Source organism: Streptomyces sp. NPDC004435 (assembly GCF_042873895.1).
Classification (GTDB): Bacteria; Actinomycetota; Actinomycetes; order Streptomycetales; family Streptomycetaceae; genus Streptomyces.
In genome coordinates, this window is record NZ_JBIAMB010000008.1 from 357,712 (window position 1) to 382,417 (window position 24,706).

The window sequence follows — 24,706 nt, forward strand, 5'->3', positions numbered from 1 at the left end:
GGTTCAGCTCCCGGTCATCTCGTAGCGGTCGACGCCCCGGTTCCAGACCAGCAGGGCGAGCGTCGCGACGGCGACGGTCACCACCGGGAGCCAGAGCAGCAGCTCCGTCTCCCCGAACAGCAGGTAGGACACCGGGACGTACGCGGTGAAGGCGTAGGGCAGCAGCCAGGTCAGCAGCCACCGGAGGGACGGGTGGTACAGGCCGACGGGATAGCCGGAGAAGTCGCCGAGCTGGTAGGCCGAGCAGAGGGCCGGGAAGCTGTTGGTGGTCCAGAAGGCGAGTGCGGCGAACGCCGTTTTGATCGAGGCGAGGATCAGGGCCCCGCACAGCGCCAGGAGCGGCAGGAGCAGGAGCCCCCCGAGGCCCGGACCGTCGTCCATGGCGTACACCGCGTACGCGATGATGCCGATGCCCGTGACGACCTCGCCGAAGCCGTCCGGGTACAGGAAGCGCTCGGAGAGCACCGCGTACAGCGGATGGACCGGCCGGATCATGTACCGGTAGAACTCGCCGGACTGGACGAGCCGTTGGGCCACCAGCCACAGCTGGTCGGTGAACATCCGGTCCAGGCCGCGCGGCAGCTGCGAAAAGCCGACCAGGAACAGCACCTGGTGGTAGTTCCAGCCCGCGATCACCGGGACCTGCGCGAAGACCATGCCGATCACCGCGAGCTGGCAGCCGACCCGCAGCAGCAGCCCGCCGGCGCCGATCAGGAAGTCCATCCGGTACTCGGTGAGGCGGCGCAGGCTGACGCCGCTGAGCTGCCAGGTCAGCCGGGAGTAGCGGCCGAGGGTGGTGAGGGCGCTCATCCGCCGAGCACCTCCACCCTGCGGACGGCGGACCGCCAGGCGAGCGCGGCGAGGGCGGTCGTCACGGCCGCCCACACGGCCTGCCCCACCAGGATGCCGGCGGCCTCGCCGTATCCGTCGTAGTCGCCGAGCAGCAGCCGCAGCGGTCCGTCGATCATGCCCTGGAACGGCAGGGCGTGCGCGACGGCGGCCAGCGGGGCGGGCATGAGGGCGAGCGGCACGACCTGGCCGCCGAGGAACGCGACGATGCCGTCCTTGACGACCCGGATGCCCCAGATGTTGGTGGTGACGAAGGCGGCGAGGCCGACGAGCAGGTTCACCCCGAAGCCGATGACCAGCGAGAACACGGTGGCGACGGCGAACATCAGGGCGTCGGGCCAGGTCGGCGTGGTGAGCGGGACGAACGGCGCGTACAGCAGCACCACCGGGACGGCGACCAGGGCGGTGTTGGTCGCGGAGATCGGCAGCGCCGCCGCGAACCGGGTCAGCGGGTAGCTGACGGGACGCAGCAGCGAGACGGCGATGTCGCCGCGCCGCACCTCCTCGGAGACCGCCTCGTCGACCCGGTTGGCCTGGAGCAGCCCCATCACCTGGGCGAGGAGCACGTACGTGGTGAGCTGGGCCAGGTCGTAGCCGCCGGGTGCCGCGCCCGACCGGCCCGCGTACACCGCGCGCCACAGGAAGACCTGCACGCCGACGGCCGTCGTCGCGGTGACGGCGCTGACGACGAAGGTCGAGCGGTACTGGAGGAGGCTCTGCAGGCTGCTCGTGGCGAAGGGGCCGTAGCGGCGGAGGGCGAGGGCGCTCACGCACGGACCTCCTGTGCGGCCCGCGTCGTCCCGGACCCCTGGGCTCCGGCCCGCGCGGTGTAGATCCGCCGCAGGACGGTCTCCAGGTCGGGTTCAGGGGCGACGCAGTCGGCCAGGTCGAAGTGGTCGAGCAGGAAGCCCATCACCTGCCGGGCCGACCAGCGGTCGGACGGGTAGTCGACGCGGATCCGCCCGCCGTCCGCCGCCCTGGCGGACACCCCGGGCAGCTCGCGCTCGACGAGCGCGACCGCCTGGTCGGCGGACGGCCCGCCGTGGTACTCGAAGACGACCGCCCGGGTGTCGGCGGTGCGCAGCAGCTCGTGCATGCCGCCCTGGTGGACCACCTCGCCGTGGCTGACGACCAGGACCTGGTCGCAGATGGCGGTGATGTCGCCGATGTCGTGACTGGTGAGCATGACGGTGGTGCCCAGCTCCGCGTTGACGTGGTTGACCAGCTCGCGGACGGCCTCCTTGAGGACCAGGTCGAGGCCGACGGTCGGTTCGTCGAGGAAGACCACGGCGGGGTCGTGCAGCAGGCTCGCGGCGACCTCGGCGCGCATCCGCTGGCCGAGGCTCAGCTGCCGCACGGGCGTGTTGCCGAGGGCGTCGATGTCGAGCCGGTCGCGGTAGAGCGCCAGGTTCCGTTCGTAGACCGCGTCCGGGATCTCGTAGATCCGGCGCAGGATCCGGAACGAGTCGATCACCGGCAGGTCCCACCAGAGCTGGCTGCGCTGACCGAAGACGACGCCCATGGCGGCGGCGGTGCGGCGCCGCTCCCTGTACGGCTCCACGCCGTCGACCAGGGCGCGGCCCGAGGTCGGGTTCATGACGCCGGTGAGCATCTTGACCGTGGTGGACTTCCCGGCGCCGTTGGCGCCGATGTAGGCGGCCTTGACGCCCTTCGGGATCTCGAAGGAGACCCCGGAGACCGCGCGGACGACACGGTGCTCGCGGCTGAGGAGCGTGCCGAGGCTGCCGAGCAGGCCGGGCTTGCGCTCGTAGACCTTGAACTCCTTCACGAGGTTCTCGGCGACGATCACCGGCTCGCCTCCGTCACGCGCTCAAGGGCCTCGGCGAGGAGGCCGACGCCCTCGTCGAGGAGAGCGCGGTCGATGGTGAAGGGCGGCGCGAGGCGGATGACGTGGCCGCCGATCGCGGTCCGCAGGCCGAGGTCGAGCGCCGTGAGGTAGACCTCGCGGGCGATGTCGGGCGCGGGCTCGCGGCTCTCCCGGTCGCGGACGAACTCCAGGCCGTGCAGGAGCCCGAGCCCGCGTACGTCCCCGAGGACGTCGAACCGGTCCTTGAGCTCGGCCAGGCGCTCGTCCATGAGGCCGCCGAGCTCGCGGACCTGGTCGACGAGCTTGTCCCGGGCGACGACTTCGAGGGTGGCCCGGGCGGCGGCGATGCCGAGCGGGTTGTTCGCGAACGTGGAGGCCGTCGACCCCGCCTTGCCCGCCGCCGGGTGGCGCAGCACAGAGGAACGGCCCGCGAGCGCGGCGAACGGGAAGCCGGACGCCGTGCCCTTGGCGAGGGTGACCAGGTCCGGCTCGATGCCGAGCCGCTCGCTCGCCAGGAAGGAGCCGGTGCGTCCGCCGCCGGTGAGGACCTCGTCGGCGACGAGCAGGACGCCGTTCTCGCGGCAGGCGTCGGAGATCTGCTCCCAGTACCCGGGCGGCGGCACGATGACGCCGGCGGCGCCGAGCACGGGCTCGAAGACCAGCGCCGAGACGTTCGGCTTCTCGGCGATGTGGCGCCGCACGAGCGTCGCGCAGCGCACCCCGCAGGAGGGGTACTCCAGTTCGAGCGGGCAGCGGTAGCAGTAGGGGGAGTAGCCGAGGACGCTGTTGCCCGCGAAGGCCTGGTTGCCGATGTCCCAGTGGACGAGCATCCGGGCGCCCTGGGTCTTGCCGTGGAAGCCGTGGCGGAGCGCGCCGACGCGGTTGCGGCCGGGTTCGGCGACGGCCTGGACGGCGCGCAGGGCCGCCTCGACGACCTCGGCGCCGGTGGAGAAGAAGGCGTACGTGTCGAGCTCCTCCGGCAGCAGCCGGGAGAGGAGTTCGCAGAGTTCGGCCCGGCCCTCGGTGGCGAAGTCGTGGACGTTCCACAGCTTCGACGCCTGCTCGGTGAGGGCGGCGACGACCTCGGGGTGGCAGTGGCCGAGCGACTGGGTGAGGGTGCCGGCGGCGAAGTCGATGTACTGGTTGCCGTCGAGGTCGGTCAGGACGGCGCCCCGGCCCTCGACGAAGACCCGGCGGCCGAGAGCGGACTCCTCCGAGGCGCCGGGGGCGAGGTGGGCGGACTCGCGGTCCAGCAGGTCGAGCTGGCGGGGGCCGGTCATCGGGCGCCGCCGATCGGGGCCAGCTCGAAGACGAGGAGGTGGAGGTCGGTGCCGGTACCGCCGGCGGAGTCGGAGTCGGTGCCGGAGTCGTTGGTGAGGCCGTGCTCGCCGTGCGGCCGGTTGACGACGACGTCGCCGGGGCCGACCGCGAACTCCTCGCCGTCCACCACCATCCGGCCCCGGCCCGACAGGATGACGTAGGTCTCCTCGTCGTCGCCGTGGCGGTGCGTGCCTATGGAGGTGCCCGGCGGCATCACGACCAGGTCGATGAAGGCGACGCCGGCCGGGGCCCGCATCCGGTCGAAGGCGCGGTGGACGTGGATGGTGCCGATCCCGTCGTGGTCCGCGGTGACCGCGCGGAGCAGCCCTTCGTGCAGGTTGGAGACCCGGGCACGGGTGACGGCACGGGTCGTTTCGGACGGGGTCATCGATGCGGCTCCAGACAAGGGGTGGGGTCGTACGGGCGAGCGCGGCCGGCGGGCCGGACGCGCTCAGCGGGAGACGGGTGCGGCGGGCACGGCGGGCGCGGGACGGACGGCCAGGGCGTCGAGCGCCTCCTCCAGGGCGGTGGCCGGGATGTCCTCCAGGTCGTCGACGAACACCGCCGTGCCGATCCCGTCCGGCACCACGAGGTGCAGTCGCCTGCCGCGCCGCTCCCAGGAGGCGCGCAGCGCCCGGCCCATGAGTTCGGGCGTACAGGTGGCGGGGTCGTACACGGGCAGGTCGAGCGAGGCGATCAGACGGACGATCCGCTCGCAGTCCTCGGGGCTGATCAGGCCCATGACGCGGGCGAGCTCGCTGGAGATCGCCATGTCGACGGCGACGGACTCGCCGTGCGCGACCCGGTAGTCGCTCGCGGTCTCGATCACGGGCCCGAAGGTGTGCCCGAAGTCGACGAGCCGGGCCAGGTCGTGTTCGCGGAGGTTGGGGCAGAGCTCCTCCATCATCAGCGCCATGGAGGTGCGGAGCACGTAGTCCTCCACCCCGCGCCCGCCGGAGGCGCCGGCCAGCCACCCGGGCTCGTCCACCGGCCGCCGGAACACCTCGGGGCACTCCTCCAGGACGCGGAACAGCCGTTCGTCCCGGATGATCGCCATCTTGGCGATCTCGCCCATGCCACAACGGATCTGACGATCCGGCAGCGTCGCGAGGAAGGCGGGGTCGTTGAGGGAGGCGTGCGCCGGGTGGTAGGCGCCGAGCATGTTCTTGGTGCCGAGCGCGTTCACGCCGGTCTTCACGCCGACGCCGACGTCGACCTGGCCGACGAGGGTGGTGTTGACCTTGATGTAGCGGACGCCGCGGTTGTAGATGGCCGCCGCGAAGCCCACCAGGTCGCAGGTGACCCCGCCGCCGAAGGCGAGCATCACCCCGCGCCGGTCGAGCCCGGCGGCCTTCGCCCGGGCGCAGATCGTCTCGACCGCGTCCATCGTCTTGTGGTGCTCGCCGCCGCCGATCGGCACCACCGTCCAACTACCGGGAGCGAGACGGGCGTCGAGGTAGCGGCGTATGCGCTCGCCGTAGAGCCGGTCGACGGTGGGGCCGAGGAAGGCCACCGTCCGGCGGCCCTCGCAGTGGTCGGCCAGGGCCGGGTTCTCGGGGTCGAGCACCGAGCCGACGAGGTCGACGCGGTACGAGACGCCTTCCGGCGACAGAAGGGCGAAGCCTCTCTCGTCGGCTCTGACTCCGGGTTCGGTGACTGCTGTCTGCGTCGTCACGACACTCCTCGGATCGGCCGGCTGCACGCCGGAGTGATCGTCAACTCCCTGGGAGGCGCCAGTGAAACAGCTGATCGATATCGGCCACAAGAGATCTCTGAAAATTTCAGCAACCTCTTGCATGCCGATCGGATCCGCTGCGACCATCGGGGCCGCCGTCCCGACCGACGGGACCCGCCGAGGAGTTGTCCATGACCGCACCCGCCGCACCGGCTCCCGCCCGGAGCGCGACCTGCCAGGGCTGGTGGCACGACGCCGTCATCTACCAGGTCTATCCGCGCAGCTTCGCCGACAGCGACGGCGACGGCCGCGGTGACCTCCCGGGAATCCGCAGCCGCCTCGGCTATCTGCGGGAGTTGGGCGTCGACGCGCTCTGGATCTCGCCCTTCTACACCTCGCCGCAGGCGGACGGCGGCTACGACGTGAGCGACTACCGGGCCGTCGACCCGGTGTACGGCAGCGTCGCCGACGCGGAGGCACTGATCGTCGACGCCCACGCCCACGGGCTGCGGGTCGTCGTCGACCTCGTCCCCAACCACTGCTCGGACGACCACCCGTGGTTCCGTCAGGCCCTGCGGGAGGGCGCCGGATCACCGCTGCGCGACCGGTTCCACTTCCGGCCCGGTCGTGGCCCGAACGGTGAACTGCCGCCCAACGACTGGATCTCGCTCTTCGGCGGCCCCGCCTGGACTAGGACCACCGAACCCGACGGCACCCCCGGCGAGTGGTACCTGCACCTGTTCGCCCCGCAGCAGCCCGACTTCGACTGGGACTCCCCGGCGGTGCGCGACGAGTTCCGGACCATCCTCCGCTTCTGGCTCGACCTCGGCGTCGACGGCTTCCGGGTCGACGTCGCCCACGGCCTGGTCAAGGCCGCGGGACTGCCCGACGTCGGCCACCACGAGCAGCTCGAACTGCTCGCCGAGAAGCGTGTCCCGTACTTCGACCAGGACGGCGTCCACGAGATCTACCGGGACTGGCGCACGATCCTGGAGGAGTACGGCGACCAGCGCATCGCCGTGGCGGAGGCCTGGACCGACACCCTGGAGCGCACCGCCCGTTACGTCAGGCCCGGCGAACTCCACCAGGCCTTCAACTTCAAGTTCCTGAACGCCGCCTGGGAGGCGGAGGAGCTGCGCGAGCTGATCACGCTCTCGCTCGACTCCATGCTCGCCGTCGACGCGCCCACCACCTGGACGCTCTCCAACCACGACGTCGTCCGGCACGCCAGCCGGTACGCCGACGGGGACCCGGCCCGCGGCACGCGCCGCGCCAGGGCCGCCGCGCTCCTGATGCTCGCCCTGCCCGGCTCCGCCTACCTCTACCAGGGCGAGGAGCTCGGCCTCCCCGAGGTCGAGGACCTCCCCGACGAGGTTCGCCAGGACCCCTCCTTCCGGCGCCCCGACGGCGGCAACGGCCTGCGGGACGGCTGCCGGGTGCCCCTCCCGTGGTCGGGCACCGAGGCCCCGTACGGCTTCGGCCCCGCGACCACCGCCCCCACCTGGCTGCCCCAGCCGGCCCGGTGGGCCGAGCTCAGCGTCGAGGCGCAGTCCGGCGACCCGCGCTCCGTCCTGGAGCTCTACCGCAGCGCCCTGCGACTGCGCCGCGACCACCCCGCACTCGGCGCGGGCCGCGCCGTGGAGTGGCGGGAACCGGTCCCCGGCGTCCTGGCCTTCCGCCGGGACAGCGACGCCGGCGCCCTGGTCTGCGCGGTCAACACCTCGGACCGCCCGGCCCCGATCGACGCCGAAGGCCTCGGCGACCTCCTCCTCTGGTCCGCCGAACCCCCCGCCACCGACGCCACCGGAGCCGTACTCCTCCCGCCCGACAGCACCGCCTGGTGGCAGGCGCGCTGAACGCCACGAGGGCCCGGGGGAGTGACCCCCGGGCCCCTCGTACTCCATTCGTACTTCGCGATCTGTCGCTCTGCTCGGCGTGGCCGACGAGCGGCGGCGGGCTCGGTTCTGTGCCCAGGGGTGCAGCCATGCCTGGCACCATCCGGGCACGAGCGCAGGAACAGGAGCGGCCACCACGTGATCATCACGGGCTGTGTGGACTCCTGAAGACCATGCTGTGGCCGCGGGCCACGAGACGGGCCGACAGCGGACAGCGCATGGCCAAGCACCCGCAATCCTGACGGCTCCCTCATGCCGAGTCGCCGATCGCGGCCTTAGGACCTCCCCGCCCGCCACGCCCGAGTCGACGCGGCACACCGACGGGTGGCGCGTCAGCGGCGGCAGCTGGCCAGGACGGCCAGCAGGACGAGCGCGACGGCCGCGAGCTGGAGGCACGCGCGGGCGACGCCCCGGCCCCTCCCGCGGCTTTCGACCTGGCCGCCGGGAGGCGTCCCGGGATGCCTCCCGGCGTAGTGCTCGACATGCCGGCGCAGCCCCTCGGACTCTCCTGACCAGGGCGTCTTGAAGCCGCAATCGCCACACCAGTAGCGGTAGACCACGTGGACTCCTCGGCTGCCGTCGGTATGCGCGCTGGACCCACGACAGTGACCTTCATCATGCGCAGGGAACAGGCCATAGAACCGGCCATCCGTGACCGGTGGTGAAGGGCCGTCGATAGGCTCCCGCCCGTCCGTACCGCCGAGTAGGGAGTTGCTCCGTGACCGATGACCTCGGCACGCTGCTGCGCACGCTGCGCGATGCGGCGCAACTGACGCAGGAACAGGTGGCCGAGCGGTCCGGGGTCAGCGTGCGGACCATCCGTCGGCTGGAGAGCGGCGGATCCACCAACCACCGGATGGGCACGGTCCACCTCCTCGCCGACGCGCTCGACCTCGGCGAGGAGGACCGCCGCCGCCTGGCGGCCGCGATCGCCCGGCCGCGCGGCGGGCCGGCGCCCCGGCCGAACGGATCCACACCCCGCTCCGAAGCCCCGTCCCCCGGCGAGTCCGGAGGCAGGCCCCCGGAGGACTCCGACGGCGTGCCGGAACACGCCTCCGGGGCGTACGCCTCCGTCGCCGGGCCCGGCCGGCCGCCCGGCGGCGGGAGGCCTGAACCCGGCCGGCCGCCCGGCGGCGGGGGGCCTGAACCCGGCTTGTCCACGACGGCCACGGCTTCCGCCCCGCCCCCCGTACACCCCGCACTCGCCGACGCCGCACGAGAGCTCGCGATGGAGGTCCGGCGCCGCTGGCGCCGCGAGGAGGGGCAGCGCCGGGTCCACGACCCCTTCCCGCTTCCCGTCCGCTGGGAGCCGGCACCGCCCGAGCTGACCGACCGGCCGGAGAACGTTCAGCGCCTCGGCCCCGGGGGGACACCCCGGGAGGTGGACATGAGCGGTGACCTCGGTGGCGTCCTCGACGTCTACCGGAGGATCCCCTCGGGACGACTGACGGTCCTCGGCCGCGCGGGCTCCGGGAAGTCCGTCCTCGCGATCCGATTCACCCTGGACCTCCTGGAGGCACCGGCCACGCACGGCCGCGTACCGGTCATCTTCAGCATCAGCTCCTGGGACCCGACCCTCACCACCCTGCGGGACTGGCTGATCGGCCGCCTGCTGCGCGACCACCCCCATCTGGCCCGCCGCGGCCCGTACGGGACGACGCTCGCCGCCGCCCTCGTCGACGCCGACCTCGTCCTCCCCGTCCTGGACGGCTTCGACGAGATCGCCGAGGGCCTGCGGGGGGCGGCCCTGGAGGCGCTCAACGCGACCTCGTCACCTCTCGTCCTCACCAGCCGGCGCGCCGAGTACGCCCAAGCCGTGCGGGCGGCGCACGCGCCACTCGTCTGGGCGGCTGCCGTCGAACTCGCCGACCTCGCTCCGGACGACCTCGCGGGGTACCTGCCCCGTACGGTCCGGACGATCGCGGGCGAGACACACGACGTGGTGGGCACTCGCCGCGGCAGCGGGCCGGCAGGCCCCGGCGTTTCCGGGACGGCCGGTACCGGTGCCGACGACGTCTGGGACCCGGTCCTCGAAGAGCTGCGCACGCGGGGCACCCCCGCGGGCGCGAACCTCGCCACCGTACTGACCACCCCGCTCATGGTCATTCTCGCCCGCACCCTCTACAGCGAGACGCCCGGCCAGGACCCCTTCGAACTCCTCGACAGCGCCCGTTTCCCCACGGCGAAGGCGCTGGAGGAGCACTTGCTGGCCGGCTTCGTGCCCGCCGTCTACCGCCCCCGCGCCCCCGAACGGGGTGCCGGGAGCCGGCGGCCCAGGAGTCCGCGCCGGGACTCCGTACGTGCCGAGCGCTGGCTCGGGTACCTCGCCCACCACCTGGTCCGTCTCGACCGCGACCGGCACGACCTCGCGTGGTGGCAGGTCGGCGACTCGCTGCCCCGCTCGACCCGCACCCTCGCCATCGCCGTCGTCACCGCCCTGTGCGTCGCCCTGGCCGACTGGTCGATCGGCCTGCTGCTCACCCCGATCGGGATCGCCGAACTCCTGTTGCAGGGCACCCTCATGGGCTCCGTCGCGGGACTCGCCTTCAGCTCCGTATACGCGCTCATGGACAGATCCGGAGGCCGGACGGACTTCGAACCGGCCCGCTTCCGGCTGACGCTGCGGGCCGCCCACGACCGGCTCGGCCGCAGCCCCCTGCGCACCTTCCTCGTCCGGTTCGGACACGGCCTGCTCGGCGGGGGCGTCATGGGCATCGGCTGCGCCTGCGCGATGGCCCTGGAGCGCTCGTTGTACTGGGGGATCCCGCTCACGGATCCCCGGGCCGTCGAGAGCACCCTGATCAACATGCTGTTCCTGGGGCTGACCTTCGGCTCGGCCGCCGGCCTCGTCTTCGGGCTCATCGCCGCGCTGGAGGCGCCCGTGGACGTCACCGCCGCGGCCACCCCCGTCCGTGTGCTGGCGTCCAACCGCACGACGGTGGGCCGGCAGTTCCTCGTGCTGGCCACCGCGCTCACCGCGGCCATCGCCGGTGGCGGGTACCTGCTCGTCCTGCTGTTCCACGGCTCACTGGGCCCGCTCAACTGGGACATGCCGGACAGCCTGTTCATCGGGATGATCGGCGGGCTCGGGGGCGGGGCGTCGTACGTGCTCGCCTTCACCGCGTGGGGCCAGTGGTTCGTGTTCGCCCGGCTCTGGCTGCCGCTGAGCGGGAGACTTCCCTGGGATCTCGCAGCCTTCCTGGAGGACGCCTACCGCCGTGGGGTGCTCCGGCAGACGGGCGCCGTGTACCAGTTCCGGCACGTCCGGTTGCAGCACCATCTCGGGAGCGCGTTCCGCCGGCAGGACGCCGCGTTCGCCCCGGTCACCCTTCCCCCTCCACGGGCCGGCGCCGGCGCCCCCTGACGTCGGGCCTGCGACACCGGACGGCCGCCAGGACGACCGGCCGAGGCGGGGACCCACGGGCCGGGGCTCGTCGGGACGACCCGGTCGAGGCCGGGGTGGCCCCCTCCCGTACACGCCGGTCACATATGGCCGGTGGCACGGCCTGTCCGTCGAGCGGGGGCGGACACCAGCATCAAGGCGTCCGGTCCGCCGCGCCTCACCGTGCCGCGGGCACACCTTTCGACGAAGGGTTCCCGATGATGTCCCTCCGCCTCGGCGCAGCGGGCGCCGCCCTCACGCTCGCCGCCCTGACGGGCGCCTCAGCGGCGCACGCCGACGCCCCGAAGACCGTGCCGGGGGCGGCCGCCGCCGTCGCCCCGCCCGTCTTCAGCGACGGTCACGGGCTGACCGTGCTCCCCGGGGCCACCGAGGTGCACAGCCCCACCGACTTCACGCTCACCGTCACCACGAAGCAGCTCTCGGGGCAGCACAAGATCCGCGTCCTCCTTCCCGCCGGGTACGACGCGGCCCCCGAACGGCGTTGGCCGGTCACCTACTTCCTGCACGGCGGCGGCGGCACCGTCGACGACGTGGCGGCCGCCCCGGCACTCCACTCCGACTCGATGATCACCGTCGTGCCGGACGGCGGGCTGAAGGGCTGGTACGCCGACTGGTTGATGCAGAACACCGCCGAAGGCGCCGCGAACTGGGAGACCTTCCACCTCACCCAGGTCGTCCCGTTCATCGACGCCAACCTCCGCACCCGCGCCGACCGGGACCACCGGGCCGTCGTCGGACTGTCCATGGGCGGATACGGCTCCCTCCACTACGCCGAGGCCCGCCCCGACCTGTTCGGCCACGTCGCCGCGCTGTCCGGAGGCATCGACTTCGGCATGGCGCAGGTCCGCGCCGCGGTCCTGGCCACGGAGCTCAACCTCACCGGCGCCTGGTGTGCCGTGAGCAGCTCCTCCAGCACCTCGGGCTCCGGCAAGTGCACCGGCTACGGCCCCTACGTCGACAGCGACGCCATCTTCGGCTCCCCGTACCCGGTCTTCAACGCCGACCGCGTCTGGAAGGCCGTGGACCCCGCCGCGCCGGCCAATCTCGCCAAGCTGTCCCGGACCGGCATCACCCTCTACACCGGCAACAACGACATCATCGACGTCCACACCGAGGCGGCCTCCAAGACCGTCAAGGCCCGCCTGGACCAGCTCGGCATCCCCAGCCGCCTCGTCAACTACGGCAACGGCGCCTCGCTCGCCCCGAGCTGCAACGGCGGCCACAACTACGGCTGCTGGGCCCCGGCCTTCGCCGACTACGTACCGCGCCTCGAAGCCGCCTTCGCGGCGGCGGGCTGACGCGCGCTCCGGTCCGCCGGCCCCGCGCCTGCCCCACCCCCTCGCACTCTCCCGCGCGATCTGCGCCCCTGCCCCTCCCTCACACCCCCTCCGGAGGAACGACCATGACCGAAACGCCCCCCACCGGCCCGCGACCCCGCGTCTCGCGCCGTACCGTCCTGAGGGCCGGCGGCGGCGTCGCCCTGGGTGCGGGCCTGGCCGCCGTCGCCCCGGCCACCCCCGCCTGGGCCGCACAGCGCGGCACCCCCCTGTGCGACGAGCCCGGGGACTCGGCCGCAGCCCAGGGGATCGGCTCCAGCGACCTCGCCATCCCGTACTACCGCGAGCACGACGGCACCTGGGGCTACGTCTTCGGCGACACATGGTCCGGCATGCAGCAGTACGGCGACTACCTCGGCTCGCCGCTGATGCTCTGTCAGGACAGGTTCGACGCCTCCGGCGGAACCCCCATCTCGTTCACCTGGGCACTGCCCACGGGCGGTCAGGCCCGGCAGTTGTTCCGCTACCGGACGAACGCGGACAACGGGTTCGGCTTCGAGGTGACCCGCATCCCGAATGACTGCATCGAGTTCGGCGGACGCACCTACATCCAGTACACCTCGGTGGGTACGTGGGAGCCGCCGCCGGGCTACGACGGCTCGGTGATGTCCGGCGTAGCGTACTCGGACGACCACGGCGTCACCTGGCACGACTACCCGTACCACTGGGCGGGGGACATGCAGGGCGTGAACCAGTCCATGTACGGGATGTGGTCCTTCGCGGGCATCGACCCCGACGGCTGGCTGTACATCTTCTCGAAGAGGTGGAACGGGACCCACCGCAACACCGCCGACGGCGGCGCGATCCAGCTCTTCCGGATCCGCCCCGGCGACTTCCGGGCGGGGAACTTCGGCGCTCAGCAGAACTGGGCGCACCACGAGGGACGCTGGCAGTGGACCACCGCCGTCGGTCCCTCTCCGATCCTGACCGGCAACCACATCGGCGAGTTCTCGGTCAAGCGGATCGGCGGCCGGTACTGCATGAGCTACTTCGACGTCACCGACTACTCCATCAGCACCCGGTCCGCGTCGCGTCCGGACGCCGTGTGGACCGCGCCCAAGCCGCAGATCGTCGGCGACAACCGGTGGCCGGCGAGCCACTGGGGCAAGCCGCAGGTCCCCTACCTGTACGGCGGCTACATCCATCCGGGCAGCGCGAGCGCGACCTCGCTGACCCTCATCGTCTCCCAGTGGCCCGGCGTCCTGCACCAACCGCCCTACCGGGTGCTGCAGTTCGACGGAATCAACCCCTAGCCGCGGCCGAACACGCCGACGCACGCGCCATGAACAGCCACCCCGACAGACAGGAAGCACCCATGTTCCGACGACTCGGCACGCTCACCACGGCCCTGGCACTCGCCGGGACCCTCGGCGCCGGCACCGCCTCCGCCGCCGGCACCTCGCCGCAGGACGGCGCCTCCGGCAAGCGCGTGTACAACGGCATGCAGATCGCCTTCGATCCGTCCATGCCCGACGCGTTCTGCACCCTGGGCGCGGTCGGCGGGGACGACTACGGGCGGAAGATCGCCATATCCGCGGGCCACTGCATCAACGCCCCGGCCTACGCGGACCGCGAGATCCACGAGAACATCGCCCCCGTCTACCACCGACAGGACATCGCCGCCGGTCCGATCGGCTACGTGCGCTACTTCAAGGACCGCGAGGGTTCCATGACCGGACACCCGACCAAGGACTACATGATCATCGAGCTGGTCGACGGAGTCGCGCTCTCCTCGCAGGGGCCGCACCTGAAGCAGACCGACGAGATGGAGGCCCCCGGCGGCAAGGCCAGTCCGAACGCCCTGTCGCCCGCCCGCGACGACGAACGTCTCCTCGGTGCCGCCCTGTTCAACAACAACGAACTCCTGGTCTCCGGACAGCTGGGCGTCTGGTACGGGCGGGTCACCAACAACGGCAACGGCATCTACCAGTCCCACGCCAAGCACAAGGCCGGCGACTCCGGAGGCCCGGTCACCTGGCACGTACCCGGCACGCCGTACCCCTCCCAGGCCAACGGATTCCAGGCGGAGGGCCCCTGGGCGGGCATCACCAAGGCCATCATCCTCGGCCTGCCCCCCTACGTGTACACCAGCTCGGCCAACATCCTCGCCGACCTGCGCGCCCGCGACACCGCCGACCCCGCCGACGTCTACGGCGCGGGCTTCGAGGTGACGCGCAACCCGTAGAACGGCCTTCGACCACGGACACAAGGGGAACATTGAACACGCGTACGGTATGCGCCGTCCTCGCCGCCACCGCCACAGCGATCGCACTCACCGGATGTTCCGGCACCCGGGAACTGTCCTACGGCGCCACGGCGAAGAAGGACAACCTGGAGGTGAGCGTGTTGCGGGTGGTCGCCGGGGACTCCGGCGACCTGTCCGTCCTCAAGGATGCGGCCGAGTACCAAGGCCGTACGCCCTACTACGTCCATTACCGCGTGACCAAGACCGACGCCGGCGAAGTGAACGGGCCCTCCTTCGACGTCACGGCGGACGGCGCCCTCCTGACCCGGCTGAACATCATGAGCCCCTTTCCGGAGCCCATCGTGGGCCCGGACGGGAAGCTCGGCTACAAGGAGCCCCCGAAGTTCGACAAGTGCCTCGACGAGCACCGCTCCGCCGACTTCGAGCGGGCCGCGGCCGGCGAGAGCTACGAGGCATGCGCGGTCTACCTGGCCGTCTCGGGTTCCACCGCGACACCCGAGAAGGTCGAGTGGGTGAAGGGCGGCCTGTTGCGCCGCAGCGACGACCAGGCGTACGCCGTCTGGAAGTGAGCCCACCCGTGACCACGTCCTTCAAGCACCCGCGGGGTGACTCCTTCCGGTTGCGGGCCCGCTTCCGATCTCCGTCCCGTGCGCGGAGCCGGGCGCCGACCCGGGCATCCCTCCCGGCGGGTGGCCGAAGGAGAGGCGGTAGGCGCTGGGGGTGAGGCCGGTGTGGCGCAGCACGTGGTGGCCGAGCGAGTCCGCAGTGCCGAGGCCCAGGCGCGTGTCGGCGAAGGCCCCGCCTCGCTCGGTCGGCAGCAGGGTCTCGGTGAACCGGGCCTGGCCCCCCGGGCCCGACGGGAGAGGATCCCGGCCTCCGTGGACGCGTGGTGGGCGACCAAGAGGTATGGCGGTGCGGTCGGGCGCGCGTCGAGCCGGGCCATCATCTCGGTGGCCCATGTTCTCTTGGGCCGGGTGGGTGCTGCGGGTTGCGGGAGGCCGGGCTACGAGTTCTGCCGAGCTGTCGTCCGCTCCGGAATGCCCGGAGGCAATGGCTCATCGGTGCCGGCACCTGAAGGGAAGGGTCCCTTCTCGGGGGTCCCTCCCCACCCCGATACACAGAATAATTTCCGCAAAATCTGTTGCGCAACTTTTCTTTCGTATCTACGGTCGTGGGCATGACCTCCCCCGAGACCCACCGGATCACCGAGCTCAGCACCCTCAAAGCCATCTCCCACCCGCTGCGCATGCGCCTGTACCGGGCCCTGTTCGTCGCCCGCACCGCGACCGCCTCGCAGCTCGCCGATCAGGTCGACGAGGCCGTGTCCCTGGTCAGCTACCACCTGCGCAAGCTCGCCGACGGCGGGCTCATCGAAGAGGCGCACACGCAGTCCACCGACGGACGCGAGCGCTGGTGGCAGCCCAGCTCGTACGGCTTCCGCATCAACGAGGCGGACGTGGAGGACGCCCCCGAACTCGCCGCGGCCAGTGCCGCCTTCGGCCGTACCGTCAGCGAGCAGCGGGCCGGGATGCACGCGCGCTTCCTCGACGAGCGCCTCACCTGGCCGGTGGCCTGGCGGTCCGCCTCGATCAGCTCCGAGTGGCTGCCCCGGCTCACCGCGGCCGAACTCGCCTCCCTCGGTGCGGAGCTGGAGGCTGTCCTGCAGAAGTACGACCAGGCCGCCCGTGCCGCCGAGGCGGCCGGTGACACCGAGGGGCGGGAGAACACCGCCGTCCACCTCCACGGTTTCCCCTATCGCCCGTGACCGCCGTCGACGAGGCCGCTCCCGCGCGCCCGGCCCACCGCAGCCCCCAGGTCCTGCGCTGGCTCGGCGCCTACACCGCCTCCACCCTCGGCGACAGCGTCTACTACCTGGCCCTCTCCTGGAACGCCGTCTCCAGCGGCACCCCCGCCCAGGCCGGGCTCGTGATGGCCGCCGCCGCCGTACCCCGCGCGCTGCTCATGCTCTTCGGGGGAGTGATCGCCGACCGCTTCGGCCCGCGCCGGGTCGTCATCGCCTCCGACGCCGCCCGCTGCCTGCTCACCTTCGGCCTCGCCGCGCTGCTGCTCCTCGCGACGCCGGACCTGTGGGCTCTCGCGGCCGTCGCTGTCGTCTTCGGCGCCGTCGACGCCGTCTTCCTGCCGGCTGTCGGTGCCCTGCCGCCCCGGATCGCCGAGCGCGGCCAACTCGCCCGCGTCCAGGGCATGCGCGGCCTCGCCTACCGCATGGGCGCCGTACTCGGCGCCCCGCTGGGCGGCCTCGCCGTCGCCCTCGGCGGCACCGCGAGCGCCTTCGCAGTCGCCGGCTCGCTCTTCGCCCTCTCCCTGCCCCTGCTCGCCGCGCTTCGGATCCGCCCGCTGCCGCAGGAGGACCGGGCCGGCGCCGGCACCGCCCGGCGCGACCTCGCCGACGGCCTGCGCTACCTCCGTGGCCATCCGGTGCTCGGCCCGCTGATGATCGTCGTGCTCCTCAGCGACCTCGGCTTCGCCGGCCCCCTCAACGTCGGCCTCGCGCTCCTCTGCGAGCAGCGAGGCTGGGGCGCCTCCGGCATCGGCTGGATCCTCGCCGGCTTCGGCACCGGCGCCGGCGGCGCCTCCCTGCTCCTCACCGTCAAGGGCCGAGTCGGCCGGACCGGCCTCGTCATGGGCTGGACCATGGTGCTCGGGGCCGTATCCATCGGAGCGCTCGCCCACGTTCCCCAGCTCGCCTCCGCCGTCCTCGTGGCCCTCTCCATCGGCCTGCTCGCCGGCTTCTCCGGAGCCCTGTGCAACGCCCTCGTCCAGACCGAGTGCGACCCGGCGTACCTCGGCCGCGTGAGCGCCGTCGCCGCCCTAGGCAGCCTCGGCATCGCCCCGCTCGGCTATCCGGTGACCGGCGCCGCCATCGGCGCCTGGGGCCTTGGCCCGGTCTTCGCCGCCGGCGCCGTGGTCTGCGCTCTGTCCGGCGTCTACGCTCTCGCCGTTCCCGCGGTCCGCCGCGCGGAACTCCCCGGGAACGGGGACATCCGGGCCGCGGACCCGGCCTGATCCGAAGGACACAGCCCTGCACCGCACCCACCGCCCCACCCGAACCGCGCCGCCGACGACCGTCCCCGCCGGGTTCCAGCTCCGGAACCCTGGGTCGAGCCGAGCGGCGACCCGCCGACGAAGACCGCCTGACCGTCCCCAATGCCCGCCACAGCTGCTGCCACCCTCGCCCGACTCTCCGCCACCCCGATCACCCGCCTGACCGCGCCCACGACACCCCCACGCGCCACCCCCGGCAGCGTCCCTGAACCCGCCCGGATCCCGCCCCGGCTCCGCCGGACCGTCACCCGGCCAAGCGCATCCGGGGCCACCCGCCCCCCGCCGCCGTGGCCGGCGGAAGGCGCCCGCCACGCCGTCCCCTTCACCGCTCCCGCCTGCCCGTGCACCCGGCAGACCTGCGGCGGCATCACCCCCATACCCCGGTGCCCGCCCCGACCACGGCAGCCCCGCAACACCCGCCACACAGCGACAGACCGCCGCCGACACCCGCTGCGGACGCCCCGCCCGCCCGCTGCGCACACCCCGCCCGCCAGCGGCGGCACCAGCCTGCAGATGCTCTCCCGCCGGTCAGACGTCCGTCCTCCCGCTACCGATGCCGAACTTCTCGGGCGGGGTGCGAGCGCCGTTCCGGAACGCTTCGAGGCCTGCCTCGAACCCGATCGCGGAACCCGCGAAGAGGGCTGTCTCGTCGGGCGCGATGTAGATCTTGCCGCCGCCGCGGGCGGTGTGCACCAGGCAGACGCCGAGGCCGCCGGAGAGCCTGATGACTCTCAGCGCCGCATTGCCGGCGAGCCCGGCGAACAGGGCGCGGCCGACCGCGATCAGCCGCTCGGTGTCGGGGATGGAGGGGACCGGGTCAGAACCCCGAGACGTCGCCATGCGTGCCTCCCTGGCAACAGCTCGCGTCATAGAGGCTCGCCGGGCGAACGGCCCGGCGAGCCGGCCGGACCGTTTGTCCGTCCCTGGCCACCGGTCGCTGCGGCACTTTACCGGGGCTGCGCCCGGACCCCAGGGGCCCGGCAGGGAGTGCGCGTCGAGTTCGGCGGCGCGGGGGAGGAGTGAGGAGTACGGTGCGGATCCGCCGCACGAGCTCGGTGCTCTGGGCGGCGGAGGGCACCGCTGCCCTGCTCGCCTCCTTGCCGCCGTCGGCGCGGAGATCGACCATCCGGCCGAAGGCCGCGGCGAGCGTCTCGGGCGGCAGCACGCAAACCCGGTCGACGAACTGCCAGGTGACAGCATCGGGCACGGACGAGCCCCTTCGCTCATTCGGAATGCCGGCCGGGGGCTCGCTCCGAGCCGACGAGCCGGGCCCCACCCCTCCCTCGATGTCCACCGCAAGATCAATTGGCACAACAGCTGTCTGGGGGGCATGGTCCGGTGGCACGAGTCCGTGGGCTGTGAACGCCGCGGTGAGGTCGGCGTACTGATCGGGTGTCAGCCGCTTGCGTCTCCAGATCGCCTGCGCGGTCTGCGTCGTACAGGAAATGGCCGATCGCAGGCCGCCTGGGCGCCCGGCCCGCAGTTCCGCGGCGCGCGGGGCGAAGGCATCCCGGACCTGCTTGTGGAGGTGCTGAACTGTGCGGCGGACAGCGCCGGAACCAAGGAGGTGTCGTACGCGCCCGAGGCCACCGCCGCCGCGGTAGCCCGCCGGATCGCATCCAGCGTCCGATAGGGCATCTGCGAGGCCATGGAAACGAATGCGGTCACGTCAGGAGGGACCATGGGCATGCGTCCACGATATCCGGCGGTCCATGCGGAGGGACGTGTGGTCTCAGGCGCCAGGACCCCGCAGAACCGGACACCGACGGGTGCTCGTGTGTCGTTCGGTGAGGGACCCGTACATCCCGGGCCGCTGCTGCCGATCGCCGGTAGCGTCGGCCGCGGCAGCCCGTTGCCGATACGGCGGGCCGGGGCAAGGCCGAGTGCCTGGACGTGTTCTGGGAGGAGCACCGCCGGGCCGCTCGGAGGGATACGCGGAGGGGCGGGCGCGCACGTGACAGATGACAGCAGCTCAGGCCGCGACGAGGCCGAGCGAACTGTCGGGGCCCACATCAGGATCGCGGTTGGCCTCCTACTCCCAGGTCACTGCAGCAACGCCCGCAGGGCCTGTGCACGTACTCCACTCCGTCTGTCCGGTTGCCGCTGCACGCGCAGACGGCGACCGCGCCCGCTCCGACGGCCGAGCAGAGCAGCGGATTGCGTCGTCCGATCACACCGGCCTGCCAGCAACCGAACCGGCACCGCACGCCCTGTGGAGGGCCTGCTCGCGGCAGGCGGAAGCGGCTGGATCGTCGCCCATCGTCACATGCCGGGCGAGCCGCAGACGGCCCGAGCCGGCGCGCCGATCTCGCCGCGAGCATGGAGCGCGAGGTGAAGAAGCGGTGGCAGCCGCGGATCAGGGCGAAGGCCAGGGCGCAGGCGGCGGCCACGGGGGCGTCGTCTTCGACGCCCGGGCCCGTACGGGCCACACCGCGCCGGTCGGTTCGACGGACGAGTCCCGTGTCCGGGATCTGACCGTCACCCTGCCTCCGCGGTACGCGACCCGCGCCCCGCATCCTTCGACGCCCGGGAGCGGGGTGCCGGCGACGCCCGGCTTCAGCAGATCGCGGCCGAGGGGCACAAGGACGTGTGCTTCCAGGACGGCGGCCGCCGCTCCCGCTCGCTGGAGGAAGTCCGGCTCACCGGCATCGGGCACCTCGAGTTCGAGCTGTGGGAGCCGCGACCGCGGCGCTCGCCGTGTCGGCTGTGACGGAGCGCTTCAGCCGGCGAGTGAGCGGTCGAGTCGGAGGGGTCGACTCGAAGTGGCCGACCACACCCCTTGTTCGATGTTTAGCTAACTTGTTAAATACCTGGCATGACAGAAGCTCAGGATGAGGCGGGAGCATTCCGCGCTCTCGCCGATCCGACGAGGCGCCAGATCCTTGAGGACCTCAGGTCCGGCGAGCTCGCGGCAGGTGAGATCGCCGCCAGGTTCGCGATCAGCGCGCCGTCCATCTCACGGCATCTCGGCGTGCTCAAGGGAGCCGGGCTGGTCACCGAGAGGCGTGAGGGGAACCGGATCTACTACGCACTGGCCGAGGATCGCCTGGCCGCCTGCATCGGCCGGTTCCTCAGCGCCGTCTGCCCCGAGCAGATCGTGCTCCGCCACACCGCATGGCGCCGCAGGGCGCAGAACGAGGGATCATGAGGCAACCACGACTGTCCAGTGTCGTCGAACGACGGCTGCTGGTGAACTACCGAGTCGCCCCGGACGTCGCGGAACGCCTGCTTCCCGCGCCACTGCGCCCGCAACTGGTGCACGGCCATGCGGTCGCGGGCCTGTGCCTGCTGCGACTGGGGGGCGTGCGGCCCTCCTGGGCTCCCAAGGTCCTCGGACTGCGGAGCGAGAACGCGGCGCACCGTGTCGCCGTCGAGTGGGACGGACCGGACGGTGTCGAGACCGGCGTGTACATCCCGAGGCGCGACACCGCCTCGCGGCTCAACGTCTGGGCCGGAGGCCGCCTCTTTCCCGGTGAGCACGGTCGCGCGGACTTCGAGGTGCACGAGACGCCCGGTCGGATCAGCGTCGCGCTGGCCACACGCGACGGTGACACCCGAGCTGATGTCACCGTTGAACTGTCCGACGAACTGCGAGGCAGTGCGCTCTTCGCCGATCTCGCCGAGGCTTCCCGTTACTTCCGGGGCGGGGCGAAGGGCTTCTCGGCCACCAGCTCCGGCCATCACCTGGACGGCATGGAACTACAGACCGATGCCTGGCACGTGGAGGCATGCAGCGTTCGCTCCGCCGCGTCGTCCTTCTTCGACGATCCGCAGCGCTTCCCGCCGGGGAGCGCCACCCTGGACTGCGCTCTGGTCATGCGCGACGTCCCCGTCCGCTGGCGGCCGCTCCAGGCGATGGCTTCCGGGCGAGGTGCTCAGCTCGCCGGCTGAAGCGTCGTTCCGGAGGGCTTCGGGACCGGCCCCGAAGCCGATCGCGGAACCCGTGAGGAGGGCTGTCTCGTCGGGCGCGAGGCAGATCTTGGCGCCGCCGCGGGCGGTGTGCACCAGGCAGACGCCGAGGCCGCCGGAGAGTCCGGTGACTCTCGGCGCCGGATCGCCGGCGATCCTGGCGAGCAGGGCGCGGCCGACCGCGATCAGCCGGCCGGTGTCGGGGACGGAGGCGACCGGACCGGAACTCCGGGCCGTCGCCTTGCCGAACCGATCCCGGCCGGCACCGGCCGCGCGTCGGCCGTCACCGTCAACGACACGGGCACCGGCACCGGCGCCGACAGTGAGCCCGTCGTCAGCGGGCTTGCCGACATCAACATCGACATCGCAACCGACACCGACACCGACACCGACACGGGCGGCGTGCCGCCCGATGCCGCCCCGTGGCGGGCAGTCACCCGTAAGGCCCGGTAGCGCAGCTCGCAGTCGGCCTGAAGCGCGGGACAAACCCACCCCCGCCGGGAGCTGACCCGCACCCTCGTCCCCGCATGCGCGGCTCCCGGCGACACTGCCCCGCCCGGTAGCCCGGGCGGGGCGGGTCACCGCGCCGACGGCCGGGGTTTGAGCTGGTGAAGGGTGTAGCCGTTGCGTGCCGGATCGAGGGACTTGGTGTGCTCCTTGAACAGGTACTCGGCCCGTTCGTAGGACAGGCGCCGGCGGCCGGTGTCCGGGCAGAGGTCCGCCGGCGCGGGTGTCCGGGCCGGTCCGGGCCGCCGGTCGGAGAGGAAGACCGGGCCCCGTGTCCGGCCGTCCAGGAGCTGGGGCAGGAGCGCGGCGGTCCGGGAGCGCCAGCTCAGCCGGCCGCGCCCGGTGCGTGCCCAGCGCTCGTCCAGGTCCAGGTCCTCGACGTCGAGTGCCAGGACGGTCTTCACCCCGGCCGCGGACTCGTGCAGGAGGCTCCACAAGGTCCGTTCGCGCAACGCCAGGTCGCTGCGGCCGAAGAGCGCTTCGAGCGGCGGGCGGTCCAGCGCCCGGGAGCCGGGGCGGGGGCGGGTGTCGGCCCGGCGTTCCAGCCCGGCCGCGAGGTCGCCGAGCGACGCCCAGGTGCCGAACGAGCGGACGGCCGAACGGTGCCGGTTCCAGGTACTGGCCGCAGCCCCTGCCCAGGCGGTCGCGAACGTCTGCGCCACCTGCTCGGCGGTCAGCGCGGCCAGCGGCAGCTGCCCGCCGAGGGTGAGGCACAGACGCCGCAGCGTCTGCCCGTAGGAGTGGAGCGTCGCGGCGTCCAAGTCGTCACGGCCCAGGAAATCGTGCGCGGCCTGCGCGAGCGTCGGAAGGGCGGCACCGCCGGTGGGCGTGATCGCCTCCGCCCGCCGGCGCAGGAAGGCACGCTCGGATGCGTTGCCGGTGAGTGCCGCGGCCCGGTGGAACTCCAGCCGCGCCTCCTCTTTCCGGCCCAGGCGGAGCAGCAGATCCCCCCTGACGCTGGGCAGAAGGTGGTAGTCGCGCAGAGCCGGATCGGTGAGCAGGGAATCGACCAGGTCGAGGCCCGCCCGCGGACCGTGGGCCATGCCGAGTGCCACCGCCCGGTTGAGCTGCACGACCGGTGTCGGAAGCAGCCGGACCAGCGCCCCGTACAGCTCCGCGATCCGTGTCCAGTCGGTGTCCTCGGCGGTACGCGCCTGGGCATGGCTCACGGCGATCGCCGCCTGCAGCAGGTACGGGCCGGGTGTTCCCCCGATCTCTCTGGCCCGTAGCATCGCGGTGAAGCCGCGGCGGATGAGCAGCTGGTCCCAGCGGCCCCGGTTCTGCTCGTGCAGCGGGACGGGCTCGCCCGCCGGGTCGGTGCGGGCGGCCGAGCGCGAGGCCTGGATCTCCATCAGCGCGACCAGGGCGTGGACCTCGGCCTCGCCGGGCGCTGACTCGGCCAGCAGCCGCCCCAGCCGCAGGGCTTCGAGACAGAGTCCGGGCCGCATCAGATCGTCGCCGGAGGTCGCGGAGTACCCCTCGTTGAAGATCAGGTAGATGACCTCCAGCACGGAGGAGAGCCGCCCGGCCAGCTCCGCGCCCTCCGGCAGGTCGATCGGCACCCGCAGCTCGGCCAGGGTCCGCTTGGCGGCGGCGATACGCTGGGTGATCACCGTCCCGGTGACCAGGAAGGCCCGTGCGATCTCCTCGGTCGTCAGACCGCCGAGCAGACGCAGCGTCAGCACGGCCCGGGCCTCGGCCGGCAGCACCGGATGGCAGGAGACGAGCATCAGCCGCAGGACGTCGTCCTGTTCGCTGTCCTGCTGCTGTTCGAGCCGGTGGGCGAGCTGCTCCTGTTTGCGCGTCAGCCGCTCGGAGCGGCGGATGTGGTCGACGGCCCGCCGTCTGGCGGTGGTCGTCAGCCACGCGGCGGGATTGTCGGGCACACCCGAGGCGGGCCACTGCTCCAGTGCGGCGACGAGCGCGTCCTGAGCCAGTTCCTCGGCGAGCCCGACGTCACGGACCATCCGCGTGAGTCCGGCGACGATCCTGGCCGACTCGAGTTTCCAGACCGCGTCGACGGTGCGGTGGACCTCGGGCGCAGACACAGGCCCGATGACAGCACGAGCCCTGGCTCACCCGCAACCCGGGGGTACGCCCCGAGCCCCGGCTCACCCGCAGCCCGGGGTACGCCTCGCCGCATCCCGGGGGTACGGCCCCCAGCTCACCCGCAGCCCGGAGTACGCCCCGCCGCGACCCCGGCGTACGCCCCGCCGCAAGCCGGGGATACGCCCCCGGCCGCGGCGACGGCGCGGCTCAGGGGCCGAAGACCTGCTGGACCACGCTCTCGCCGTCCCCGACGATCCTTCGGAAGCGCCGGGCCAGTTCGATCGCCTCCTCCCTGGACCGGACCTCGATCAGCGCGAATCCGGCCACGGCCTCCTTGGCTTCGGCGAACGGCCCGTCCGTGACCGTGATCTCGTCGCCGGCCGAGCGGACCAGGACGCCTCCTGGCTCCAGGCCGCCGGTGGCCAGCAGTGAACCGGCGGCCGTCAGTTCCTCGATGAACCTGCCCATCTCGGCGTACAGCTTCTCGTCGGGGACGGTGGCGGAAGGCCTGGTCGTCATCAGATAGCGCACGGGTATCCCTCTTCTCTTCTCGTGCCGGACCGCCGGGACGGTGAATCGCGGCGGCCCCTGTCCACCCTCACGTCGAACGAGCCCATGTGACAGGGAATTCCAGCATTCCCTGTCACATCGCTCCTTCGACG

The 24,706-nt window shown here is 72.5% G+C and carries 22 protein-coding genes and 1 pseudogene; 13 read left to right on the top strand and 10 right to left on the bottom strand.

Annotated elements, in window-relative coordinates; translation table 11 throughout:
* Positions 1–3 precede the first annotated feature (3 nt).
* The 6 genes from ACFYT9_RS17525 to ACFYT9_RS17550 form a co-directional block, all read right to left on the bottom strand.
* On the bottom strand, positions 4–810 hold the full coding sequence (locus ACFYT9_RS17525; RefSeq protein WP_376598626.1) for an ABC transporter permease: 807 nt from the start codon (positions 808–810) through the stop codon (positions 4–6).
* Positions 807–1,619 (bottom strand): ABC transporter permease, encoded by an 813-nt coding sequence (locus ACFYT9_RS17530; protein ID WP_389164561.1) that lies wholly within the window; start codon positions 1,617–1,619, stop codon positions 807–809. The genes ACFYT9_RS17525 and ACFYT9_RS17530 overlap by 4 nt, the downstream gene beginning before the upstream one ends.
* Positions 1,616–2,659 (bottom strand): ATP-binding cassette domain-containing protein, encoded by a 1,044-nt coding sequence (locus ACFYT9_RS17535; RefSeq protein ID WP_389164563.1) that lies wholly within the window; start codon positions 2,657–2,659, stop codon positions 1,616–1,618. The genes ACFYT9_RS17530 and ACFYT9_RS17535 overlap by 4 nt, the downstream gene beginning before the upstream one ends.
* Entirely contained in the window at positions 2,656–3,957 is a 1,302-nt protein-coding gene (locus ACFYT9_RS17540; protein WP_389164566.1) for an aspartate aminotransferase family protein, read from the bottom strand. The genes ACFYT9_RS17535 and ACFYT9_RS17540 overlap by 4 nt, the downstream gene beginning before the upstream one ends.
* A complete protein-coding gene (locus ACFYT9_RS17545; protein ID WP_389164568.1) occupies positions 3,954–4,385 on the bottom strand; it encodes a cupin domain-containing protein in 432 nt (143 codons plus the stop codon). The genes ACFYT9_RS17540 and ACFYT9_RS17545 overlap by 4 nt, the downstream gene beginning before the upstream one ends.
* A 63-nt stretch (positions 4,386–4,448) precedes the next feature.
* Positions 4,449–5,672, bottom strand: coding sequence for a sedoheptulose 7-phosphate cyclase (locus ACFYT9_RS17550; RefSeq protein ID WP_389164571.1), 1,224 nt, complete (start codon positions 5,670–5,672; stop codon positions 4,449–4,451).
* 191 nt (positions 5,673–5,863) lie between these two features.
* On the opposite strand from ACFYT9_RS17550, the gene ACFYT9_RS17555 reads away from it, so the two are divergent.
* The gene (locus ACFYT9_RS17555) at positions 5,864–7,528 is read left to right on the top strand and encodes a glycoside hydrolase family 13 protein (protein WP_389164574.1); all 1,665 of its coding nucleotides are present in this window, start codon (positions 5,864–5,866) and stop codon (positions 7,526–7,528) included.
* Positions 7,529–7,598: 70 nt separating this feature from the next.
* Positions 7,599–7,709, top strand: coding sequence for a DUF5958 family protein (locus tag ACFYT9_RS17560; RefSeq protein WP_389164667.1), 111 nt, complete (start codon positions 7,599–7,601; stop codon positions 7,707–7,709).
* Between the two features lie 190 nt (positions 7,710–7,899).
* On the opposite strand, the gene ACFYT9_RS17565 is transcribed toward ACFYT9_RS17560, so the two are convergent.
* On the bottom strand, positions 7,900–8,127 hold the full coding sequence (locus tag ACFYT9_RS17565) for a hypothetical protein (RefSeq protein WP_389164575.1): 228 nt from the start codon (positions 8,125–8,127) through the stop codon (positions 7,900–7,902).
* A gap of 158 nt (positions 8,128–8,285) precedes the next feature.
* Here ACFYT9_RS17565 and ACFYT9_RS17570 point away from each other — a divergent pair, with 158 nt between their 5' ends.
* The 7 genes from ACFYT9_RS17570 to ACFYT9_RS17600 all read left to right on the top strand — a co-directional run bounded on the left by ACFYT9_RS17570 (position 8,286) and on the right by ACFYT9_RS17600 (position 17,540).
* Positions 8,286–10,931, top strand: coding sequence for a helix-turn-helix domain-containing protein (locus tag ACFYT9_RS17570; RefSeq protein WP_389164578.1), 2,646 nt, complete (start codon positions 8,286–8,288; stop codon positions 10,929–10,931).
* 236 nt (positions 10,932–11,167) lie between these two features.
* Entirely contained in the window at positions 11,168–12,268 is a 1,101-nt protein-coding gene (locus ACFYT9_RS17575) for an alpha/beta hydrolase (protein WP_376598502.1), read from the top strand.
* A 104-nt stretch (positions 12,269–12,372) separates the two neighbouring features.
* A complete protein-coding gene (locus tag ACFYT9_RS17580) occupies positions 12,373–13,560 on the top strand; it encodes a DUF4185 domain-containing protein (protein ID WP_389164581.1) in 1,188 nt (395 codons plus the stop codon).
* A gap of 62 nt (positions 13,561–13,622) precedes the next feature.
* Entirely contained in the window at positions 13,623–14,492 is an 870-nt protein-coding gene (locus tag ACFYT9_RS17585; protein ID WP_389164583.1) for a hypothetical protein, read from the top strand.
* Between the two features lie 32 nt (positions 14,493–14,524).
* A complete protein-coding gene (locus tag ACFYT9_RS17590; protein ID WP_376598507.1) occupies positions 14,525–15,082 on the top strand; it encodes a hypothetical protein in 558 nt (185 codons plus the stop codon).
* A 608-nt stretch (positions 15,083–15,690) separates the two neighbouring features.
* A complete protein-coding gene (locus ACFYT9_RS17595; protein ID WP_389164586.1) occupies positions 15,691–16,278 on the top strand; it encodes a winged helix-turn-helix domain-containing protein in 588 nt (195 codons plus the stop codon).
* On the top strand, positions 16,275–17,540 hold the full coding sequence (locus tag ACFYT9_RS17600; protein WP_389164588.1) for an MFS transporter: 1,266 nt from the start codon (positions 16,275–16,277) through the stop codon (positions 17,538–17,540). The genes ACFYT9_RS17595 and ACFYT9_RS17600 overlap by 4 nt, the downstream gene beginning before the upstream one ends.
* Before the next feature lie 567 nt (positions 17,541–18,107).
* Here ACFYT9_RS17600 and ACFYT9_RS17605 read toward each other — a convergent pair.
* Positions 18,108–18,419 (bottom strand): hypothetical protein, encoded by a 312-nt coding sequence (locus tag ACFYT9_RS17605; protein ID WP_387270062.1) that lies wholly within the window; start codon positions 18,417–18,419, stop codon positions 18,108–18,110.
* A 1,458-nt stretch (positions 18,420–19,877) separates the two neighbouring features.
* Between ACFYT9_RS17605 and tpg the strand changes: the two are divergent.
* The 4 genes and pseudogenes from tpg to ACFYT9_RS17625 all read left to right on the top strand — a co-directional run.
* Positions 19,878–20,289, top strand: a pseudogene (tpg, locus tag ACFYT9_RS17610) (telomere-protecting terminal protein Tpg); the annotation flags it as partial.
* Positions 20,290–20,394: 105 nt separating this feature from the next.
* A complete protein-coding gene (locus ACFYT9_RS17615; RefSeq protein ID WP_389164590.1) occupies positions 20,395–20,727 on the top strand; it encodes a metalloregulator ArsR/SmtB family transcription factor in 333 nt (110 codons plus the stop codon).
* Complete coding sequence (locus ACFYT9_RS17620; RefSeq protein WP_389164593.1) at positions 20,724–21,470, top strand: DUF2071 domain-containing protein; 747 nt, start codon at positions 20,724–20,726, stop codon at positions 21,468–21,470. Before ACFYT9_RS17615 ends, ACFYT9_RS17620 begins: the two co-directional genes overlap by 4 nt.
* A gap of 108 nt (positions 21,471–21,578) precedes the next feature.
* Positions 21,579–21,941: a hypothetical protein gene (locus tag ACFYT9_RS17625; protein ID WP_389164595.1), complete on the top strand. Its 363-nt coding sequence runs from the start codon at positions 21,579–21,581 to the stop codon at positions 21,939–21,941.
* 125 nt (positions 21,942–22,066) lie between these two features.
* Here ACFYT9_RS17625 and ACFYT9_RS17630 read toward each other — a convergent pair whose 3' ends face one another.
* Positions 22,067–24,043, bottom strand: a complete 1,977-nt coding sequence (locus ACFYT9_RS17630; RefSeq protein WP_389164597.1) for a sigma-70 family RNA polymerase sigma factor — start codon at positions 24,041–24,043, stop codon at positions 22,067–22,069.
* 208 nt (positions 24,044–24,251) lie between these two features.
* The gene (locus ACFYT9_RS17635) at positions 24,252–24,575 is read right to left on the bottom strand and encodes a YciI family protein (protein ID WP_389164599.1); all 324 of its coding nucleotides are present in this window, start codon (positions 24,573–24,575) and stop codon (positions 24,252–24,254) included.
* Positions 24,576–24,706 lie beyond the last annotated feature (131 nt).

Bases quoted from the DNA above. Each gene is read 5' to 3' on its own strand.
- ACFYT9_RS17525 (WP_376598626.1), bottom strand. From the start codon at position 810: ATGAGCGCCCTCACCACCCTCGGCCGCTACTCCCGGCTGACCTGGCAG.
- ACFYT9_RS17540 (WP_389164566.1), bottom strand. From the start codon at position 3,957: ATGACCGGCCCCCGCCAGCTCGACCTGCTGGACCGCGAGTCCGCCCAC.
- ACFYT9_RS17545 (WP_389164568.1), bottom strand. From the start codon at position 4,385: ATGACCCCGTCCGAAACGACCCGTGCCGTCACCCGTGCCCGGGTCTCC.
- ACFYT9_RS17555 (WP_389164574.1), top strand. From the start codon at position 5,864: ATGACCGCACCCGCCGCACCGGCTCCCGCCCGGAGCGCGACCTGCCAG.
- ACFYT9_RS17575 (WP_376598502.1), top strand. From the start codon at position 11,168: ATGATGTCCCTCCGCCTCGGCGCAGCGGGCGCCGCCCTCACGCTCGCC.
- ACFYT9_RS17580 (WP_389164581.1), top strand. From the start codon at position 12,373: ATGACCGAAACGCCCCCCACCGGCCCGCGACCCCGCGTCTCGCGCCGT.
- ACFYT9_RS17585 (WP_389164583.1), top strand. From the start codon at position 13,623: ATGTTCCGACGACTCGGCACGCTCACCACGGCCCTGGCACTCGCCGGG.
- ACFYT9_RS17595 (WP_389164586.1), top strand. From the start codon at position 15,691: ATGACCTCCCCCGAGACCCACCGGATCACCGAGCTCAGCACCCTCAAA.
- ACFYT9_RS17605 (WP_387270062.1), bottom strand. From the start codon at position 18,419: ATGGCGACGTCTCGGGGTTCTGACCCGGTCCCCTCCATCCCCGACACC.
- ACFYT9_RS17615 (WP_389164590.1), top strand. From the start codon at position 20,395: ATGACAGAAGCTCAGGATGAGGCGGGAGCATTCCGCGCTCTCGCCGAT.
- ACFYT9_RS17620 (WP_389164593.1), top strand. From the start codon at position 20,724: ATGAGGCAACCACGACTGTCCAGTGTCGTCGAACGACGGCTGCTGGTG.